Source organism: Asticcacaulis sp. AC402, assembly GCF_000495835.1.
In the GTDB taxonomy this organism is placed as follows: domain Bacteria; phylum Pseudomonadota; class Alphaproteobacteria; order Caulobacterales; family Caulobacteraceae; genus Asticcacaulis.
In genome coordinates this window covers 25,783-40,715 of sequence record NZ_AWGC01000034.1, presented here as the reverse complement: position 1 = coordinate 40,715, position 14,933 = coordinate 25,783, and the positions used below count along the sequence as shown (strand labels likewise).

Annotated in this window: 9 protein-coding genes; 5 read left to right on the top strand and 4 right to left on the bottom strand. The window is 61.6% G+C overall.

What is annotated here, in order from left to right:
* Nucleotides 1–103: 103 nt before the first annotated feature.
* Both ABAC402_RS36660 and ABAC402_RS36655 read right to left on the bottom strand, forming a co-directional pair.
* The gene (locus tag ABAC402_RS36660; RefSeq protein ID WP_023450891.1) at nucleotides 104–5,218 is read right to left on the bottom strand and encodes a M10 family metallopeptidase C-terminal domain-containing protein; all 5,115 of its coding nucleotides are present in this window, start codon (nucleotides 5,216–5,218) and stop codon (nucleotides 104–106) included.
* Nucleotides 5,219–5,582: 364 nt separating this feature from the next.
* A complete protein-coding gene (locus tag ABAC402_RS36655; RefSeq protein WP_023450890.1) occupies nucleotides 5,583–6,155 on the bottom strand; it encodes a hypothetical protein in 573 nt (190 codons plus the stop codon).
* A gap of 172 nt (nucleotides 6,156–6,327) precedes the next feature.
* Here ABAC402_RS36655 and ABAC402_RS36650 point away from each other — a divergent pair, with 172 nt between their 5' ends.
* From ABAC402_RS36650 to ABAC402_RS36640, 3 genes are all read left to right on the top strand, one after another.
* Nucleotides 6,328–7,488: an AGE family epimerase/isomerase gene (locus ABAC402_RS36650; RefSeq protein ID WP_023450889.1), complete on the top strand. Its 1,161-nt coding sequence runs from the start codon at nucleotides 6,328–6,330 to the stop codon at nucleotides 7,486–7,488.
* Nucleotides 7,489–7,545: 57 nt separating this feature from the next.
* On the top strand, nucleotides 7,546–8,901 hold the full coding sequence (locus tag ABAC402_RS36645) for an L-serine ammonia-lyase (protein ID WP_023450888.1): 1,356 nt from the start codon (nucleotides 7,546–7,548) through the stop codon (nucleotides 8,899–8,901).
* A 90-nt stretch (nucleotides 8,902–8,991) separates the two neighbouring features.
* Complete coding sequence (locus tag ABAC402_RS36640; RefSeq protein ID WP_023450887.1) at nucleotides 8,992–9,315, top strand: hypothetical protein; 324 nt, start codon at nucleotides 8,992–8,994, stop codon at nucleotides 9,313–9,315.
* Between the two features lie 269 nt (nucleotides 9,316–9,584).
* Here ABAC402_RS36640 and ABAC402_RS36635 read toward each other — a convergent pair whose 3' ends face one another.
* Nucleotides 9,585–11,918 (bottom strand): RICIN domain-containing protein, encoded by a 2,334-nt coding sequence (locus tag ABAC402_RS36635; RefSeq protein ID WP_023450886.1) that lies wholly within the window; start codon nucleotides 11,916–11,918, stop codon nucleotides 9,585–9,587.
* Nucleotides 11,919–12,225: 307 nt separating this feature from the next.
* Here ABAC402_RS36635 and ABAC402_RS40355 point away from each other — a divergent pair, with 307 nt between their 5' ends.
* Nucleotides 12,226–12,366 carry a hypothetical protein gene (locus tag ABAC402_RS40355; protein WP_023450885.1) on the top strand — a complete coding sequence of 47 codons (141 nt, stop codon included), beginning with the start codon at nucleotides 12,226–12,228 and terminating at the stop codon, nucleotides 12,364–12,366.
* 87 nt (nucleotides 12,367–12,453) lie between these two features.
* On the opposite strand, the gene ABAC402_RS36630 is transcribed toward ABAC402_RS40355, so the two are convergent.
* A complete protein-coding gene (locus tag ABAC402_RS36630; RefSeq protein ID WP_023450884.1) occupies nucleotides 12,454–14,022 on the bottom strand; it encodes an amidase in 1,569 nt (522 codons plus the stop codon).
* 82 nt (nucleotides 14,023–14,104) lie between these two features.
* On the opposite strand from ABAC402_RS36630, the gene cysQ reads away from it, so the two are divergent.
* The gene (cysQ, locus tag ABAC402_RS36625) at nucleotides 14,105–14,899 is read left to right on the top strand and encodes a 3'(2'),5'-bisphosphate nucleotidase CysQ (RefSeq protein ID WP_023450883.1); all 795 of its coding nucleotides are present in this window, start codon (nucleotides 14,105–14,107) and stop codon (nucleotides 14,897–14,899) included.
* Nucleotides 14,900–14,933 lie beyond the last annotated feature (34 nt).

Below are 14,933 nucleotides of genomic sequence, written 5' to 3'. Positions count from 1 at the left end.
TGTCGCTATTTCAAAATGGTGTAACGAAAAGGTTTACGCAGCGAAAAGCATAAAGGCCCCGCGGCGCAAACCACGGGGCCAATTACTCTTGGATTTCAGAGTATTACCATACCAACTGAGCCTCGACATCGGCCTCCAGCGCATTGATAACGACGATGATATTGCCGCCGCCGAGGGTAATTTCGACATTGGCGCCGTTCTGGACGACGATCGTATTGTCGGCCACCCCGCCCGTATAGGCGTTGATGTTGATCAGGTCGCTCTGGGCGAGACTGAAGTCGTTGATGGTGTCGGCGCCGCTGCCGGTTTCGAACAGGAAGATATCCGCGCCCAAACCGCCGCTGACCGTATCCGCCCCGCCCTTGCCGTTGAGCGTGTTGTTACCATCATTGCCGTTCAGTGTATTGGCGAGACTGTTGCCCGTGGCGTTGAGGTGGGCGGCCCCGGTCAGGGTGATGGTTTCGGCGAACCGACCATTCAGCGTATAGGTCACCGTCGAGTAGATGACATCTGTCCCCTGCCCGCCCAGTTCGACGACATTGTCGCCGGCATTCTGGACGTAGTAGGTGTCGTTGCCCAGCCCGCCGCTCAGGATGTTGTTGGCGATATTGCCGCTGAGGACATTGTTCAGGTCGTTGCCAGTGCCGTTGATCGCCGCCGCCCCGGCCAGGGCCAGATTTTCGATATTGGCGCCCAGGGTAAAGGTCACCGCCGATTCGATCAGATCCAGGCCTTCGCCGGCCAGCTCATTGACGACGTCGGTGCTGTCCTCGACCAGATAGGTGTCATTGCCGGTGCCGCCCACCATGGTATCGGCGCCGGCGCGGCCTTCCAGCCGGTCATGACCGCCGCCACCGGTCAGCGTGTTGTTGGCGCCGTTACCGACCAGCACATTGGTCAGGCCGTTCCCGGTGCCGTCGATGGCAGCGCCCCCTTGCAGCGTCAGGTTTTCCACCTGCTTGCCGGCCAGGCTGTAGGTGATGAGCGAGAAGACCATGTCGGTCCCCTGCCCCGCCACCTCGACCACGCTGTCACCGGCCACCGCGACATAGTAGCTGTCGTCGCCCAGACCGCCGGCCATGGTGTCGTTGCCGTTGGCGCCGTCCAGGACATTGTTACCGTCATTGCCGGTCAGGCTGTTGCCACCATTGTTGCCCGTGGCGTTGATATTGGCCGCCCCGGTCAGGGTCAGGGCCTCGACCTGAATGCCGGCCAGCGAGAAGGTGATCGACGACCGGATCAGATCGCTGCCGCCGCCGGCGATTTCGCCGACCGCATCACCGGCATTGTCGACGACATAGGTATCGTCGCCGGCGCCACCGCTCAGACTGTCGGCGCCCGCCCCGCCGTCGATCCAGTTGGCGCCAGCGGTGCCGATATAGATTTCGGCGCCGCCCGCCCCCAGGACGTTTTCGAAGTTCAGCACCGTCTCCGTGCCACCGACGTCGCTATAGGTGCCGGCGGTCAGGTCGATCGTGCTGCCCGACAGGTCAAGGAAGGTGCTGATATCATAGGTGTCGTTGCCGGCGCCGCCGTCCAGCGAATCGTAATCGGCCCCGCCATTGACGATGTCGTCGCCGTCGCCGCCTTTGATCGTGTTGACGACGCCGGTGCCGGCCAGGGTGTCATTGCCATCCCCGGAGATCAGGTTCTCGAAATCGTCGAAATCCTCACCCGCGAAGTTGGTCAGGCCGCTGGCCAGATTGACGCTGTAATCGCCGGTGAACAGGGTGGTATCCAGCGTATCGATGCCGTCACCGGCGTCGATATTCTCCGGCGCGCCGAAGCCGGCGAAGATGTAGTCATCACCGTCGCCGCCAGTGTACAGTCCGGCACCGGACGAGGTGATGGTGTCGTCGCCATTGCCGCCAAGAATCGTATCCGCGCCCCCGCCGCCGACAATAACGTCATCGCCGTCGCTGCCCAGCATACGGTTGTCGCCCGCCGTACCCGTCAGGGTGTCGTTGCCCGAACCGGTCAAAACGCTCTCGAAGTTCACGAAGGATTCGTCGGGAAAGTTGGTGACCCCGGTCGCCAGGTTGATCTCATAGTCGAAGGTCGTCGCGGCCGCATCCAGCGTATCGTTGCCGGCCCCGCCATCGAGGCTTTCCGGGAAGCCGTTGCCGACATAGATCAGGTCGTTGCCGTCACCGCCCAGATAGGTGCCGAAGCCGCTGGACTGGATGGTGTCGTTGCCGGTGCCGCCATCGACACTGTCCTGGCCGCTACCGGCGTTCAGGCTGTCATTGCCCGAGCCGCCAATCAGCGTATCGTTACCGCCATAGCCATTGAGCACATCATTGCCGCCATTGCCATCAAACAGGTTGACGTCTGAAGTGCCCTGCATGGTTTCGGCGATCGTGCCGCCGATGGCGCCTTCGAAATTGATCATGGTTTCAACATTGAAGCCCGACGTCCAGGTTCCGGCCGCCAGGTCGATCACCGCGCCGGTTCCGCCGAGGATGAACGCATAGTCGACCACGTCGAAATCCGCGCCACCATCCAGCACATCGTAGGAGGTGCTGCCGCTGATGGTATCATCGCCGGCGCCGCCATTGATATCGTCCACTCCGGCCCCGCCGTTGATGCTATCGTTGCCGGCGCCGGTGGTGATGTCGTTGGCGCCGGACGTGCCGGTGACGGTATCGTTGCCGTTGCCGGTGATTACGTCCTCGAAGCCAATAAAGCTTTCGTAGAAGAAGTTGGTCTCGCCGGTCGTCAGGTTGATGGCATAGTTGCCGGTAAAGGTGCTGGCAACCAGCAGGTCGATTCCGGTGCCGCCGTCGATATCTTCCGGCCCGAAGCCGTTGGTGATGCCGGCGAAGATCGTGTCATTGCCCGACCCGCCCGTATAGTTACCGTTCCCGGACGAGAGAATAATGTCGTTGCCGTCGCTGCCGCTGAGCACATCGCCGGCATTGGTCCCGGCTTCGCCCGCATTGAGGTAGTCGTCACCGGAACTGCCGATCAGGGTATCGTCGCCGTCGCCGCCATAGACATTGTCGTCCCCGGCCTGGCCTGAGATGAGGTCGTTGCCACCGTTGCCGTAGAGCGTGTTGACGGCATCCGACCCAAGTATCGTGTCGTTCTGGTTGCCGGCATTGACGTGCTCGAAATTCAGGATGTTCTGCGTGCCACCCGTCGTCGTATAGGTGCCGCTGGTCAGACTGTAGCTGGCGGCGAAATTATGCAGGGTCATATCGACGCGATCGCTGCCTGAGCCCCCATCCCAGGTGCCGCCGTACGAGAAGCCGCCGCCGATGGTGTCGTTACCGGAACCGCCTACCAGCGTGTGATCAGCAAAGTTGGTGTTCCAGATCGAGTCGTTGCCGGAACCGCCATTGATGGAGTCGGCGCCGCCCCCGCCCCTAAGGGTGTTGTCGCCGGTATTGCCGATGATGTCGTTGCTCAGGCTGTTGCCAGTGCCGTTGATATCCGTGCTGCCCAGCAGGATCAGGTTCTCAAAATAGGTCGCCAGGGTGAAGGTGACATAGCTGTAGACCAGATCAGTCCCGCCGCCGGACAGTTCGATGACGGCGTCGCCGACAGCATCGACAAGGTAGGTATCGTTGCCGGTGCCGCCGACCAGGCTGTCATTGCCGGTACCACCGTACAGGTAGTCGTTGCCGCTCTCGCCGTAGGCGGTGTCATTGCCTGTGCTGCCGCTGAGATAGTCGTTACCCGTGTCGCCCGCCAGGAAGTCGTTGCCTGCCCCGCCGTACAGGTCGTCATTACCGCCCAGCCCATCGATGACGTCGTTGCCGGCATTGCCGCTCAGGTCGTTGTCGGCCACATTGCCGATGAGGGTGTCATTGCCGTTGCCGCCATTGGCGTTTTCGATCAGCGACCGCGAGTCGCTGCTGTACTGCAACGCATTGGCAATATTGCCCGGCGGATTGACCACCACGCTACCGTCGCGCGGCCGCAGATCGACCAGACGCGCCGTGCTCATGGTCGACCACGCGCCCGGATTCAGGTTGATGCTCTGGTTACCGGTGAAGTTGCTGAAATCGTAGGTGTCGACACCGTTGCCGTCCCAGATGGTCCGCAGTATCTTACCGAAGCCGCCGCTGGTTTCCGTGGCGCCCTGGCTGACTCCGTTGATGAACATCTCGCCGGTATTGATGTTGAACGTGTAGACCGAATTGCCGGAATTGTACGTGAAATCGGCGCCGTACATGTACTGGAGCGCGGCGATGTCATTCTGCATGAAGGTCTGGGGCTGGTTGAACTGGTCGCCCTGGAAATCGGCGGCGTAGCCCGAGGCCGACCGGTAGGTCATCAGCGAGTAACCCCAGTTGTCGTGGTCCGACGGCAGCGGCGCCGAACCATAGCGCGGCCCGCTGCCCTGCAGGTAGCCTGGCGCTGTCAGTTCGGTAGCGGTCAGATCGGAATGCCCATGCTTCAGCCCCATGGTGTGGCCGATCTCGTGCATGATCGTGGCCTGCCCCCAGTTGCCGATCTTCGGCGTGGTGTAGAAGGGCTGGTTGTTCCAGGCACTGAACCAGATATCGCCGTCCCAGCTATCCGAGTCCGGGAAGTTGCCCTCGGCCGACGGCAGCGAGGTGTCGTTGGTCTGGGAGAACCGGATATTGGCGTGGGTCGTCGCCGTTTCGGTGATCTCAGTAAAAGAAAGCCCGGTATAGCCCGCCACCAGGTTCAGCGCATAACGCGCCGCGTTCTGCTGAGCGGCGTTGAAATCGACATGGCTGGTCAGATAACCGCTGTCATAATAGGGCGTCTGATAAAAGCTGCCCGAGGTCGGGAAGCTGAAGGTCAGGGTGAAGTCCGTCCAGCGCGAGCCGATCAGGACGGCATCGATATCCTGGTTGCCACTGAACTCGTATCGGCTTTGGCCTGAGTCGTAATACTGCGACAGAAGCGCCGTCAGACCGACTCCCGAACTGTCATTAAGGCCCTCGGAGGGGCCGTAATATTCGCGCGCCTCGCGCACCTTGCCGTCCGACGAGATGTTAACCAGCGGATCTTCACCCGCTGCCACTGGAGCCGCGGTCACGGCCGCGGTATCGGTGGAGAGCGCCAGGACGGGTGCCGCGGTCGCGGTGAACAAGGCCTTGGAAGATGCCGCCGCGGGCGCCGCCAGAACCGGCGCGGGTGCTGCGACCGCCAGAACCTTGCCGGCCGAAGCATCGAGGGACAGGGAGAGACCGGAAGCCCTTCCGGCTTCCTCGAAATCGAGACCGAAACGCACACGCATGAGGAGCCACCTTATTGAAAATGTGGAGAAAAAACGAATTTACTGAAGAGAATACGCTACAAAACCATGCCTGCCCCATCATGGGTCATACACCTGAGAGCCGTTCCCATAAAACAGAATTTTTAGAGTTAAGCCTGACCACTGGCCTTGTTTCAGCCTTGAGCCTTGAATTTTCGAAACAATTTATTTTCGAACTCTGAGCGAACGGCGCACTCGGGTTAATGTCGCTTTACCCTGTTGATTCGCTTCATCTTTTCTGTAGCCAGCGAAGGTACAATTTACCCGCACGGAAACTGCTGGCAGGCCCAATGGCCAGCAAACACCCGCAAACCGCCAATACCAGATTAAGCGATCCCGACCGCTATCACCATACCATATGGGCCAGAACGTCCGCCACGACGGCGCCTGTAACCGTGATGGCATTCCCCCCGCCCAGGGTGATCACGACATCACTTCCGGCCTGGGCCACCATGCCGGCATTGGCCACGCCGCCGGTATAGGCATTGACATTGATCAGATCGCTCTGAACAGCGCTGAAGTCGCCGATGGTGTCGGCGCCGCTGCCGGTTTCGAACAGGAAGATGTCCGCCCCGAGGCCGCCGGTCAGCTTGTCCGCCCCGCCCTTGCCATTGATCGTATTGTTGCCGTCATTGCCGTTCAACATATTGGCCAAACTGTTCCCGGTGGCGTTGACATTGCCCGCCCCGCCCGCTTCGACGACATTGTCGCCCGTGTTTTGGACATAGTAGGTGTCGTTGCCGGTGCCGCTGTACATCGTGCCGTTGCCGCCTTTTTGATATCCTGGGCGCGCGGTATCGGCGCCACCAGCATCGCAGCCGGCATTGCGGACCAGACAGTTGGCGGAGTCGAAGGCGATGGCGTCGCCCAGCCGCCGTAGCGCCGCATAACCGCGACATAGGCCCCGTCGCTGTCGCACGGGAGAACAGCACAACGGCGGGTCTTTTCCATGGCGGATAGCGGCATGTTTTTTTCCATGCCATCGCCTCAAAAGATTTGTCAGAGGCGTGTCATTGCGACTTGCGCCCTTGCTCCTGTAATTTCTATTGTGCTACGCAACATAAACTTCGTCTCCAATCCATGAGGCTCCCATGTCCGATCTTGCCCTGCGCCTGACTTCCGCCCAGACCTCGCTGCGCCAGTGGCTGTTTGATAAGGCCCTGCCGATCTGGTGGGAGGTCGGCGGCGACCGCGAAAAAGGCGGCTTCTTTGAGAAAATCAATCTTGATGGCACACCCTGTGATGTCGACCGCCGTACCCGCGTCGCGGCTCGCCAGGTCTATTCCTATGCCCTCGCAAGGACCATGGGCTATGCCGGCGAGACCGACGGCCCGATCGACCAGGGCCTGGCCTGGCTGAGCGGCCCCGCGCGCAATGCCGAAACGGGTTATCTCTACGCCGTGCTCAAACCCGATGGCGAGGTCGTCAAGGGCGAATTCGACTTCTACGACCACGCCTTTGCCATGCTGGCCTATGCCTCCGCCTTCGCGGTGCGCAAAGACCCGGCTCTGGAATCGGCCGCCAACGCCATCCGCGACGCCATTGTGCGCGACTATTCCCACCCGGTCCGCGGCTTCGAGGAATCCAATCCGCGCACCCTGCCACTGAAGACCAATCCGCACATGCACATGTTCGAGGCCTGCCTGGCCTGGATCGAAGCCGGCGGAGACGACACTTGGCGCAAGGTAGCCGCCATGATCGCCGACCTGTGCCTGGACAGGTTCCTGCACCCGGAAAACGGCTCACTGCGCGAATATTTCGACGGCGACTGGAACCCGCTGGAAGGCGAGATGGGCCGCATTATCGAGCCCGGCCATCAGTTCGAATGGGGCTGGCTGCTGCTGCGCTGGACGAAGATGACCGGCGATCCAAAATACGCCAAGGCCGCCCAACGGCTGATCAAAATTGCGCAGGACTACGGCACCGACCCGATCCGCAACGCCACCATCTTCGAACTGTGGGACGACTTCTCGGTCAGGGACAACAAGTCCCGCCTGTGGGCCCAAACCGAGCGCATGAAGGCCTATGTCAAGCTGGCCGACGCCGCCACGACTCAGGCCGAACGCGAAGCCGCCATTGCCGGCGCCGTCTCGGGCGCCGAAGGTCTGCAACTCTATTTCAACACCGAGATCGAGGGCCTGTACAGCGATCGCATGCGTCCCGACGGCACGTTCGAAACCGAGCCCGCCCCGGCCAGCACGCTCTATCATATCATCTGCGCTATCGACGAACTGGCGACCTTGAGCCTGTAAACCAGTCTCATTTGAAACCTTCTTGACGCTGCCACGCGGGTGTGGGAGTCATACGGCATGCCTCATGCCCTAAGCGTCACAGACCTGTTCACCATCGGCGTCGGACCGTCCAGTTCGCATACGGTCGGCCCGATGCGCGCCGCCCAGCACTTTGCCGAAAAACTCAGCGATCGCGGCGCACCCGTCCGTGTCGTCTGTCGGCTGTACGGCTCCCTGGCCCTGACCGGAAAGGGCCACGCCACCGACACCGCCGTGCTACTGGGCCTGTCGGGCTGGCTTCCCGACCGGATCGACCCGGAGATGATAGGCTCTATGGTCGAGAACATCCGCAGTCACAAACACCTTACGTTTGGCGGCCACCATTCCCTAACCTTCGATCCCGAAACCGATCTGCTGTTCCGCATGGGCGAATTCCTGCCGGAACATTCCAACGGCCTGCAGTTCGAAGCCTTTTACGCGGACGGCGCCATCGAAACCGCCACCTACTTCTCGGTTGGCGGCGGCGCAATTCAGGGTGATGACGTCATTGCCAGTTCCAGCAACATCGCCCTGCCCTATGCTTTTACTTCCGGCGCGGAACTACTCACCATCTGCCAGCGTGAAGACCTTACCATTGCCGAGCTGATGTTCCGCAACGAGGACGCCTTCCGCCCACGCGACGAGACCTGCGCTTTCCTGGATGCCGTCCGGGTCGCCATGATGGCCAGTATCGACCGTGGCGTGAGACAGGACGGCGTCTTGCCCGGCGGGCTCAATGTCCGCCGCCGCGCCAAGGCTATGGTGGACAAGCTGATGGCACGCGGCCCACGCATCGATCCGTCGCAGATTTTCGAATGGGTCAGCCTCTACGCCCTGGCGGTCAACGAAGAAAACGCCGCCGGCGGCCGCGTCGTCACCGCCCCGACGAATGGCGCGGCGGGCGTTCTGCCGGCTGTGATCAAATACTACGAGACCTTTGTCCCCAATGCGACAGTGGACGGGACGCGCACCCTGTTGATGACCGCCACCGCCATAGGTTTCCTTTACAAGACCAATGCCTCGATTTCGGCGGCTGAAATGGGCTGCCAGGGCGAGGTGGGCGTTGCCTGTTCCATGGCAGCTGGCGGGTTGGCAGCGGCGCTGGGTGGCACCCCGGGCCAGATCGAAAATGCCGCCGAGATCGGCATGGAGCACAATCTCGGCCTGACCTGCGATCCCATCGGCGGCCTGGTGCAGGTGCCCTGTATCGAACGCAATACCATGGGGGCGATCAAGGCGATCAACGCCACCTATCTGGCACTGAACGGCGACGGCCACCACATCGTCAGCCTCGACGCCGTCATCGAGACCATGCGCCAGACCGGCGAAGACATGCGCGTCAAATACAAGGAAACCAGCCTCGGCGGTCTGGCCGTCAATGTCGTCGAATGCTGATCTCGACCTCGACGTTAAACTTGCTATCCGGCGCGGGATCGTTACGGCGATCCTGATGTTTCCGGCGCGATTTCGCGCCGGGCTTTGCGCATGAAGCTCAGCTCGGTCGTCAAGGCAGCCATCCAGATGGAATTCGACGCCCACGCATTGGCGGAGCTTACGGGTTTTCTTAACTGTGTCATCGGCATGGACAAGTTCGGCGAGATCAACCTGTTGTCGGCGACCGACGACTTGGACCTGCGGGTGATGGCAGCCGAGGCTCACAGCCCCGACCTGATGCAGTTCATCTATGTCGGACCGGAGGCCTTCGGCTGCATACCGATGGAGAATTTGAACCAGGGATGGACACGGACAGACACGGATTTTCAGCATTTACCAGCCTGCGAGGACCTAGAGCGGGATGGCTTTAGGTAGAATCGCCATCTCGCTCTAACTTTTTGTTTTGTCGCGCATTTTTCCGAAAACGGGAGCGCCCGTGCGGTGGCGTCCACTTTATCGGATTGCGCTTTGGGCTCATCGCAGTCTGGCAAGCGCGCCAGCGTAGGTTTCTGGCGCGCCCGAGCTTATGCGTGACGCTATCGGGGGCGCCCGTGCGGCGGCGCTTGAGCTGAAAAAACACGAGAAACGCGTACTCAGAGTCGGTATCGGCGGGCCTGGGTTGCGGACCCGGCCCGCCACGCGACCTATTCGACACGTGTAAGGACGAACATCTGGCTGAGCCCCGCACCGGCCGGATGCTGGACGATATCAAAGCCGTCATCCCGCCCGGTCGTCGACAATAGCATACCGTTAAAGGTGGCGATGACGTTGAAGCGAGGATCCGGCGATGCCTCGATACGGAAGAGTTGGTTGGCGCCTCCGGTGAACCGGAACTGGATGATGCGCGCCAGGTCGGCGCCGCTGGCGCCTTCGACGTCCAGCACCTTCCGGCTGTGCAGCGGTTGCAATGTGAACAGCGGTCGGCCCGCCCCGTCGGTCCCGGCGGCGGAAATGCGGAACCTCTGGTTCAGGCCGTCGTGCTGGCTCCACTGGACCAGCCTCTGGCCGTCGTCCTGGCCGCGAAACCACGACACATCGACATCCAGCACCTTGCCGTTGGCCAGCGAGCGGATGACGTAGACACCCGGGCCTTCGAAGCCGCCAACGCGACCGCTTATAAGTGCTGCACCCGCTGTCAGGTTGGGTTGGACGCCGATGGCCGCACCGCCGGCGGGCGCTGTTCCCGAGGCGCGCAAGGCTTCACGCATGCCAACCGGCGATAACGACAGACCGCCGGTCTGGGCGCGTTTGAGCCCCTGCAACTGTACGGCCGCTCCGGCGATAATGGCTGCCGCGCTGGAGGTGCCGCCAAAACTGGCGGAATAATAGCGCGGGATTGTGCCGCCGATCGAGCGTCCGTTGAACGGATCGCGCGCCGTTCGCGGCGGATTGAACATCAGATCAGTACCATAGCCGGTGGTGGCGACTCCGCCGCCCCATGCGTGAACATCGACGCGGGCGGAGGTATTGGTGAAACAGGCTGCGCCGTAGTTTCCTGGGATAGCGTTGAACGCGCCCGACGCCGGCGTATTGATATTGGGGGCGCTGGCGCCGACCAGAATCGCGCCGGAATGGCGCAGGGCTGGATTGAAACGGCCCCTGAACACGGCCGTGTCCATGTTCTGGGTTCCGTTGCCGGCGGCTTCGACCACAACGATACCGCGCGCCGTCAGCCGGCGGATGATGTCGAAGCTGTCGGGATAATACTCCATGGCAACGAAGCTGAACTGACTGGCGTTGCAATTGTCCACCGGCGGCGCCGACTCGTCCGGTCCATAGGTATGCTGCTCGATCAGGACGACGTCACCGGCGCGCAACGGGCTGCCGGCCAGGGCAATGGCTTTGGCGACGACCATGTTGTGCGCCCGGCCCGAGACGCGTTCGCCGGTGAACAGGGCGGCAATGCCGGCGCCGATATAGTCGAAGGGACGGCAGGTCGATTCCAGCCGGTAATTCGCCTGCGGTGCCATACCGTCGACGCCCAGGCCGTTGTGTACGGCCGCCATAACACCCAGCACGGCCGTACCATGTTCCGATCCGCCGTAGTCATAGGCGCAGGCCGGCCGTCCACTCAGGCCCGGCGGCAGGTCCTCATGGTCGGTCACCCAGTCGAACTCGACATCCACGGCGGTGACGCCCTGACCCTGCCCGCCAGGCATGGACCACAACGGCCGGGCATTGACCCCGGTAGGCGCCGCGTCCAGGTACCATTGCTGGTTGCTGACGTTCGCGGTCGGCATGGCCTGGGCACCTTCCGCATAGACGCCAGGGTAGACCTGCTCGATGACCTCGAAACCATTGAGCTTGTTGAGTAATGCCGCCTCGGCCTTGATGTCGTGGAAGGTCTTGGCCGATACGATAAAATAGAGGTCCAGGTCGGCCAGTTCCTCCATGGTCCGCTGTTCCAGCGCGGATTTTTCAACGAACTGGGCGTTCGGACCCTGGCCCGGAACATCGGAGTCTCCGAAGACCGACTTAAACAGCGGTGTCAACTCAAAGCCCCAGGTCTTGCCGGCGTCGGCCAGGATGGCATTGATCGTTTCGACCTGCGCTTCCGCGGCGGCGACGTCCAGGCCCGTGCGCTTTAGTCTCTCTGCCTCGCTGGCGGTCGACTCGAAACCAGACCGGTTAATGTAAAGGCCCATATCCCCCAGTCTTACATGGCTGCCCTCGGCAAACTTGATGACAAATACGCCGGGGATGGCGGATTTTGGGTTGATCTGGATATAGTCGGACTTTGGTGCCGTCCAGCGCACTCGCATCACCGGCGGCGTGTCGTCGGGCGGCGTCGTGATTTTCACCTCGCCCAGCTTGTCGAAGACCGGCATCTGAAACTTGGCGTAGGTCGAGGCATCTTTTCCGATCAGCAGGCCAGGATCAAAAGTATCCTCGGACATCGCGGTGGCAGGCGAAAGGGCAGTCAGGCAAAGGGCAACTGCGGCTGCACGAGCAGCCGCTTTCATGACAACGGACATCATTCTGAAATCCCCGAATGGAGTGGTGACAACACTTATTGGAAGGCAACGCACGCATGACTACATAGGCGGCTTCCGGGGCGCGGAGGGCCGCTGTCAACGCGGCAAATCTACTATGAGACTATGCGGGTGTCACCTGTCTTGTCGCATTGCCCGTCGGCGAGGCCTGAGACGGAACAGACGTGCACGCAATTATGGAACGCGGCTGGTGTCAAACCTGACGTGCAACATGCTATTCTGCCGTCAGATCTGTATACAGGAATGACACCGTCAGGACGAACTGACGGACTTTCTGACCCGCGTCATCCACATGCAAAGGCTCGACAAAACCGACGCCCTGGCCGCAACAGACGACATCGATCTGCTGGTCATGGCCGCCGAAGCCGACAGCTCCGACCTGATGCCGTTTGTCTATGTCGGCCCGGAGACCTTCGGTTGGCTGACGACGTAGAATTTGAAACACGCGCCGACACCGATGACCATGGATTTTCAGCTTAGAAATCTGTGTTTATCCACGTCCGCCCGTGGTTCTTAATCCCTACTTTCGCGCCTTTTCGAAGGCATAGCCTGCCTTCAGCAACGTCGCCTCGCTCCACTTCGGTCCGATAAAGCTTAAACCCACCGGCAACCCCTGGACGTCACCCATAGGCACTGTCAGATGCGGATAGCCTGAGGTAGCCGGTAACTGCGTCGCCGACGGACCGGGATACTGGTCACCCCAGATCGGATCCGACATCCAGGCCGGACCATAGGTTGGCGCCACGAGAACCGTCACATTATTGGTCTTTAGCAATCCGTCCAGTTTCAGGGCGGATGACGTCTTCGCCTTGACCGAGGCCAGGACATATTCCCGCGTACGCAAATCCCCCCTCGCCTGGGCCTGTTCAAAGAATTCCTGGCCGAAGAAAGGCATTTCCTTTTCCGCGTTGGCCTTGTTGAAGGCGATGACGTCGGCCAGGGTCCGCGTCTTCACGACGGCCGGGGTCGTCGCCAGATAGGTATTGAGATCGGCCTTCAACTCATATTGCAGCACCGTCCATTCGGCCTCATCCAGCCCAGGCACCTGCGACTCCTTGATATCGACCAGCACGGCCCCGGCGTCGGTCAGGGTTTTCAGGGCCGCCTCAAACACCGCCGCGGTCTTCGGATCGCTGCCGATGCGATCGCGCAGCACGCCGACCCGAAGGCCCTTGAGATAATCCTTGCTCAAACCGGCCGCATAGTCGCTCCTGAACTTGTCAGCCTCCATCGTCGCCACGTCGGCCGGATCGCTGCCCGCCATGACCGTCATCATCGCGGCGACATCGCTGACCGACCGCCCCATCGGCCCCGGCGTGTCCTGACTATGCGAAATCGGCACCACATGGGTGCGCGACACCAATCCCACGGTCGGCTTCAGCCCGACCAGCCCATTCATCGACGCCGGGCAGGTCACCGAGCCATCGGTCTCGGTGCCCACAGCCAGGGGCGCAAAATCGGCAGCAACAGCCGCGCCGGAGCCGCTCGACGATCCGCAGGCTGTGCGCGCCTTGTCGTGCGGATTGGCGACGAGACCGCCGACCGCGCTCCACCCGCTCATCGACCGGGTCGAACGGATATTGGCCCACTCCGACAGGTTGGTCTTGCCGAGGATAATCGCCCCGCCGGCCCGCAGCCGCGCCACCACCGGCGCGTCACGTCGGGTAATATTGTCCTTCAGCGCCAGAGATCCGGCCGTCGTCGCCATGTTGTCCGAGGTCTCGACATTGTCCTTGATCAGGACCGGTATCCCCATCAGCGGCCCAAGGCTCTTGCCTGCCTTGCGGGCCTCATCGATGGCCCTGGCCTGCGCCAGCGCGTCAGGATTGACCACGATCACCGAGTGTAGTTCGCCGTCACCGGCCTTGATGGCATCCAGCGCCGCCTGGGTCAGTTGCGCAGCGGTAAAGTCACCACGTTGCAAAGCTGCCTGCAGTTCAGCCACCGGTACGCCCTTCGCCAGGGCGTCGGCCGCCGAAAGCGTGGTTGCCGCTGCCGAAGACGACCCGCGTGCTGGCCCGCCCTCCGGTCTCCCGCACGCCGCCAGCAGCACCAAAGCCAACACAGGTAACAGACGGGTAACGAACATCGGGCAGCCTCCTGGGATGCCGTCACAATAGATACAGTTTTCCCGCCTTTACAAGCTTATCGCAAGGCGATTATGAAACCGCATGAACCTGAACCCGATCATGCTGGCTGCCGGCGCCGAAATCCTGCGCATCTACGCTACCGACTTCGCCGTCATGTCAAAATCTGACGCGTCGCCGGTCACGGCTGCCGACCAGGCCGCCGAGACCGTCATTCTTAAGGGCCTTAGGGAACTGGCGCCCGACATACCCGTTGTCGCCGAAGAAGAGGCCGCCGCCGGGAGAATTCCCCAAACGGGGAAACGATTCTTTCTTGTTGACCCGCTGGACGGAACCAGGGAGTTCATTTCCAAAAATGGCGAATTCACCGTTAACATCGCCTTGATCGAGGACGGCATCCCGGTCATGGGCGCCGTATTCGCTCCGGCCCTGGGCAGGATCTATTGGGGCGCCACCGGTAAAGGCGCCTTTATGGCCGACATCAGCGACGGAGCCGTCGGCCCTGCCCGACAGATCATGGTCCGCCCGGCCCCCGCGGCGCTGACCGCCATCGGTTCGCGCTCCCATGGCGGTGCCGAAACGGAAGCCTATCTGAAGGCTTTCGCTGTCGCCGAGTTCAAACCGGCAGGTTCGTCGCTGAAATTCTGCCTGATCGCCGCCGGAGAGGCCGACATCTACCCGCGCATGGGCCGGACCATGGAATGGGATACCGCGGCCGGCGATGCCGTATTGCGCGCTGCCGGCGGCCGGGTCGAAACCCTGGACGGCCGCCCACTCGCCTACGGCAAACGCAACACGCCGGGCGAGACGGATTTCGCCAATCCGCACTTCGTTGCCTTCGGTGATCCGGCCATCGAGTCCCGCTGCCCAGCACCCTGACCGACAAATCTGCTCACCTTTGGATTCAGATTTT

Bases quoted from the DNA above. Each gene is read 5' to 3' on its own strand.
- ABAC402_RS36645 (WP_023450888.1), top strand. From the start codon at position 7,546: ATGCCTCATGCCCTAAGCGTCACAGACCTGTTCACCATCGGCGTCGGA.
- ABAC402_RS36640 (WP_023450887.1), top strand. From the start codon at position 8,992: ATGAAGCTCAGCTCGGTCGTCAAGGCAGCCATCCAGATGGAATTCGAC.
- ABAC402_RS40355 (WP_023450885.1), top strand. From the start codon at position 12,226: ATGCAAAGGCTCGACAAAACCGACGCCCTGGCCGCAACAGACGACATC.
- ABAC402_RS36630 (WP_023450884.1), bottom strand. From the start codon at position 14,022: ATGTTCGTTACCCGTCTGTTACCTGTGTTGGCTTTGGTGCTGCTGGCG.
- ABAC402_RS36660 (WP_023450891.1), bottom strand. From the start codon at position 5,218: ATGCGTGTGCGTTTCGGTCTCGATTTCGAGGAAGCCGGAAGGGCTTCC.
- ABAC402_RS36635 (WP_023450886.1), bottom strand. From the start codon at position 11,918: ATGATGTCCGTTGTCATGAAAGCGGCTGCTCGTGCAGCCGCAGTTGCC.
- cysQ (WP_023450883.1), top strand. From the start codon at position 14,105: ATGAACCTGAACCCGATCATGCTGGCTGCCGGCGCCGAAATCCTGCGC.
- ABAC402_RS36650 (WP_023450889.1), top strand. From the start codon at position 6,328: ATGTCCGATCTTGCCCTGCGCCTGACTTCCGCCCAGACCTCGCTGCGC.